Origin of the sequence: uncultured Boseongicola sp., from assembly GCF_937988555.1 — a bacterium.
In the GTDB taxonomy this organism is placed as follows: domain Bacteria; phylum Pseudomonadota; class Alphaproteobacteria; order Rhodobacterales; family Rhodobacteraceae; genus Boseongicola.
Genome location: NZ_CALJXO010000331.1, coordinates 1 through 4135, shown reverse-complemented (window position 1 = coordinate 4135; position 4135 = coordinate 1). Strand labels below are relative to the sequence as shown.

The window sequence follows — 4135 nt, the reverse complement described above, 5'->3', positions numbered from 1 at the left end:
GCCCTGCGATTTGGTTGCGTCGTTGAGGAGCGCGGGGTCTTTCCGGAGGTCTGCAGCGGGGATGCGCGTGAGGCGCATTTCCTCTTCGCCGGCCGGGCCAATGAGGGCCTTGATGACTTCCTGACGGCGCAGGGCGACGCGCATGGCATCCTGCCCGTAGATCAGGAGACCGGTTTTGGAGGCGTCCGGTCTTGCGAAATAGCCAGGGGCATCACGGGGTGAGAGCTTCATAAGGCGTCGGCGTTGGCGAGAATATCGGCGACGATGCGGTCGGCGAGAAGTGTCATCAGGCGTTCGCGGGCGGAGCGCTGGGCGGTAATCGTGGCGACTGTGGTGGATGTGGCGGAATAGGCGGTGAAGCTTTGTTCGCGGCCTTTCAGGACGGTTTCGTCGTTGCGTGTCAGCGTCCAGTCAACGCGACCAATGACGTTGTAGCGGCTGATGGACCCGTCGGGGAGGACGCCGAGTTGTTCTTCTTCGATGGCAATGTCGGCCCCCAAGATGAGGTCGGGGGCCGCAGCGATGCCAAGGCGGCTTTCAAGGCGGCGCGAAAGCGCGCGCCCCTCTTCGTCGGCGGGTGGCAGAACGTCGATGCGACCCGACAGGCTTTCCGCGCGACCCCCGGGCCCGTAGACGGGCTCAAAGCCGCAAGCGGCAAAAAGTGTCGCACCGCCAAGGAGTACGGCACGGCGGCTTAGTGATCTGGTTGGTTTATACCACAACATTAACAATGCGCCCCGGCACGACGATCAGCTTTTTCGGCTGACCTCCGGCCAGCGCTTTCACGACAGCATCGTCGGCAAGTGCCAGCTTTTCAACCTCTGCCTTGTCCATGTCTTTCGCAACGGTGATTTCCGAGCGGCGCTTGCCGTTGATCTGGATCGGCATGGTGACTGTATCCTCAATCAGAAGGCTTTCATCGGCGATGGGCCAGGGCGCGTTTGCGATAAGGCCTGTTCCGCCGAGCATGGCCCAGACTTCTTCCGCGAGGTGCGGGGTGAAGGGGGACATGAGTTGCGCAAGCGTCTTGGCAGCGTCGCGTTTTGTGGGGGTCGACGCCTTGGATTTTTGCAGGGCATTGGTGAAGGCGTAAAGCTTTGCGATGGCTGCGTTAAAACCGAAGGTATCGACGCCCATTGTGACGTCGTGGATGGCTTTGTGCGTGGCGCGTTGGAGGTCTTTGTCTTCGGCGGTGTTTCCGGCATCTTCGCCTGCGACGGCGATCTCGCAGGAGAGGCGATGAACGCGGGAGAGGTGTTTGGCGGAAGCTTCGGCACCCGAGGCGGTCCATTCGACGTCACGCTCGGGCGGACTATCGCTTAGAACGAACCAGCGGGCGGTATCGGCACCATATTGGTCGATGATTGCGACCGGGTCGACGACGTTGTTTTTGGATTTCGACATTTTGGCGGAGGGGATAATCTCGACCTCGGTGCCGTCAGCGAGGAAACCTTTGCCGTCGCGGAGGTCTACGTCCTCTGGGTAATGATAGACAGGGCGGCCGTCCTGGGTCCCCTTGGTCTGATAAATCGCGTGGGTTACCATGCCTTGTGTAAACAGCGCATCGAAGGGCTCGATGGCACTTGCGGGCAGGTGGCCGCAGATGTGCATCGCGCGGGCAAAAAAGCGGGAATAAAGGAGGTGCAGGATCGCGTGCTCGATGCCGCCGATGTATTGATCGACGTTCATCCAGTAGGCGGCGTCTTCCATGACCGTCGGCGTGGTGGCGCGGGGTGCTGTGAAACGGGCAAAGTACCAGCTTGAGTCCACAAACGTGTCCATCGTGTCGGTTTCACGTTTTGCCGGTTTGCCGCAGGACGGGCAAGCCGTATCGCGCCATGTCGGGTGGCGGTCCAGAGGATTGCCGGGAATGTCGAAGGTGACGTCTTCGGGAAGTTCTACCGGCAGGTTCTCTTTCTTTTCGGGCACGACGCCGCAATCGTCGCAGTGGACGACGGGGATCGGGCAGCCCCAGTAGCGCTGGCGCGACAGGCCCCAGTCACGCAGGCGGAAGTTTGTGACGCCTTTGCCCCAGCCTTGGGATTCCGCGAAGTCGATTGTTGTGTTGACCGCGTCTTCGCCAGTGGCCACGTCGAGGCCCGCGAAATGGTTGATCCATTTGACGCTGTCGGTTTTGGGCGGAACGAAAGCTTCGGTTTCGACAGGGGTCGGGTTTTCGAGCGACAGGAAGGTGTCGATCACCGGCAAGTCGTATTTGCGGCAAAAATCAAGATCGCGCTGGTCGTGGGCCGGGCAGGCGAAGATCGCGCCGGTGCCGTAGTCCATCAGGATGAAGTTGGCGATCCAGACGGGGAGTTCCCAGTCGGGGTTCAGCGGATGCTTGACGGTGAGGCCGGTGTCCAGTCCGAGCTTTTCTGCTTTGTCCATTGCCTCCGCGGTTGTGCCGCCTTTGGCGACCTCTGTGCGGAAGGCGGCTATGGCGGGGTTTGTTTCTGCCAGTTCGCGCGCCAGCGGATGATCGGCCGATATGCCAACGAAGGACGCCCCCATCAGAGTATCGGGGCGTGTGGTGTAGACCTCGATCGCCTCGCCGCCGTCTGTACGGTCAAACGCAAACTGCAGGCCGCGCGATTTACCAATCCAGTTGGACTGCATCAGCTTTACTTTGGCAGGCCAGTGATCAAGGCCGTCGATGGCGTCGAGCAATTCCTCAGAGAAATCGCTTATTTTGAAGAACCACTGTGTGAGCTCACGGCGCACGACGTCGGCGCCTGATCTCCAGCCTTTGCCGTCGATGACCTGTTCGTTGGCCAGCACAGTCATATCGACCGGGTCCCAGTTCACGGTGGCGTTCTTGCGGTAGACCAGCCCTTTTTCCATGAAGTCGATGAACATGGATTGCTGTTGGCCGTAGTATTCCGGGTCGCAGGTGGCGAACATGCGCGACCAATCAAGGCCAAAGCCCAGCGGCTTCATCTGTTCGACCATCGTGTCGATGTTCTCGTAGGTCCATGTTTTTGGATGGCCACCGATGGCCATGGCGGCGTTTTCGGCAGGCATACCGAAGGCGTCAAAGCCCATCGGGTGCAGGACGTTGTGACCCGTCGACAGCTTATACCGCGCGATCACGTCGCCCATTGTATAGTTACGCACATGTCCGATGTGGATGCGGCCCGACGGATAAGGGAACATCTCAAGGACGTAGTATTTCGGTTTGTCGCCTTCTTTGGTCGCGACAAAGGTTCCGGCGTCTTCCCAGGCCTTCTGCCATTTTGGTTCAATGGTCTTGGTGTCGTAAGGGGACATGGGTGTCGTCTTTCGAGAAAATGAAAAGGCCGGGTGCAGTGACCCGGCCAGCGTCTTAGTCGGGCGGATGAATAAGGTCTATAGGTTGATGTCGCGGATGCGCAGTTGTCTCGCACGGGTCAGGATCGCGTCCTCCACAGCGCGCACGGTTACCGTGGGTGCGGGCCCCGCGCGCGTGGCGAGGGCGAGGTTCAGGGAGCGCGCCTCAAGGGCGGGGTCGCGCACGAAGATGGTAGCGCGGTAGGCTGTGCCGCCGCCGGGAGGTGTGCCGAAACCGGTGACGATGATCCCGCTAAACGGGTCAGCGGTTTGTATGGGCAGGAAATCAAGCACATCAAAAGTAGCGTTCCAGATGTACTTGTTGACCTCGATTGTGACGTTAGGGTCATCCACATTTGCGAAGAGGTCCCAGATCGTTCCTTCAGGTTCTTCTTCTCGAAGCGATTCGGGCGTTACGGTGTCTCCGTTGAAAACATTGCTGAAGGCCCCACAGCCGGACAGCAAAACCGCGATCGCAAGCGGCGCCAGCGCCCTGCTTGCGACAATTCGTGCCAATGCCCGCATATGTCTGTTCCTTCTTAAGATTTAGGGCATGATTAGCCGAGGAATCCCTGTCTCTCAAGGGGTTTCGCGGCTGAAGGGGCTGCGCTTTCGCCTCAATCACTGTTGTAAAGCTGCACCATACCATTTGGAGTCTTGAAAAGGCCGGAGCAGTCGGCTTGCTTTATTGGGTCCACAGAGGGAAATACGGTGCTAATCAGTTCGGCGTGACCGGATTGAGTTGAACCTTTTACACACGAGGGAAAAAAGATGAAAAAGGTACTCTTTAGCACAACGGCTCTGGTTCTTTCAGCCGGTGTTGCATTTG

4 protein-coding genes and 1 pseudogene are annotated in these 4135 nt (G+C 59.1%); all 5 read right to left on the bottom strand.

Going from position 1 to position 4135, the window contains the following annotated elements; all coding sequences use genetic code 11:
• Positions 1-231, bottom strand: a pseudogene (locus Q1B15_RS19725) (DNA polymerase III subunit delta); the annotation flags it as partial.
• A complete protein-coding gene (lptE, locus tag Q1B15_RS19720; RefSeq protein WP_299757095.1) occupies positions 228-725 on the bottom strand; it encodes an LPS assembly lipoprotein LptE in 498 nt (165 codons plus the stop codon). The pseudogene Q1B15_RS19725 and the gene lptE, both read right to left, overlap by 4 nt.
• Positions 712-3267: a leucine--tRNA ligase gene (gene leuS / locus Q1B15_RS19715; protein ID WP_299757093.1), complete on the bottom strand. Its 2556-nt coding sequence runs from the start codon at positions 3265-3267 to the stop codon at positions 712-714. The genes lptE and leuS overlap by 14 nt, the downstream gene beginning before the upstream one ends.
• Positions 3268-3345: 78 nt before the next feature.
• Positions 3346-3831 carry a DUF3576 domain-containing protein gene (locus Q1B15_RS19710; RefSeq protein WP_299757091.1) on the bottom strand — a complete coding sequence of 162 codons (486 nt, stop codon included), beginning with the start codon at positions 3829-3831 and terminating at the stop codon, positions 3346-3348.
• Between the two features lie 92 nt (positions 3832-3923).
• Positions 3924-4135 (bottom strand): hypothetical protein (locus tag Q1B15_RS19705; protein ID WP_299757088.1); only part of this gene is annotated, 212 nt, incomplete at its 5' end.

Coding starts and splice junctions, on each gene's coding strand:
- lptE (WP_299757095.1), bottom strand. CDS start 725: ATGTTGTGGTATAAACCAACCAGATCACTAAGCCGCCGTGCCGTACTC.
- Q1B15_RS19710 (WP_299757091.1), bottom strand. CDS start 3,831: ATGCGGGCATTGGCACGAATTGTCGCAAGCAGGGCGCTGGCGCCGCTT.
- leuS (WP_299757093.1), bottom strand. CDS start 3,267: ATGTCCCCTTACGACACCAAGACCATTGAACCAAAATGGCAGAAGGCC.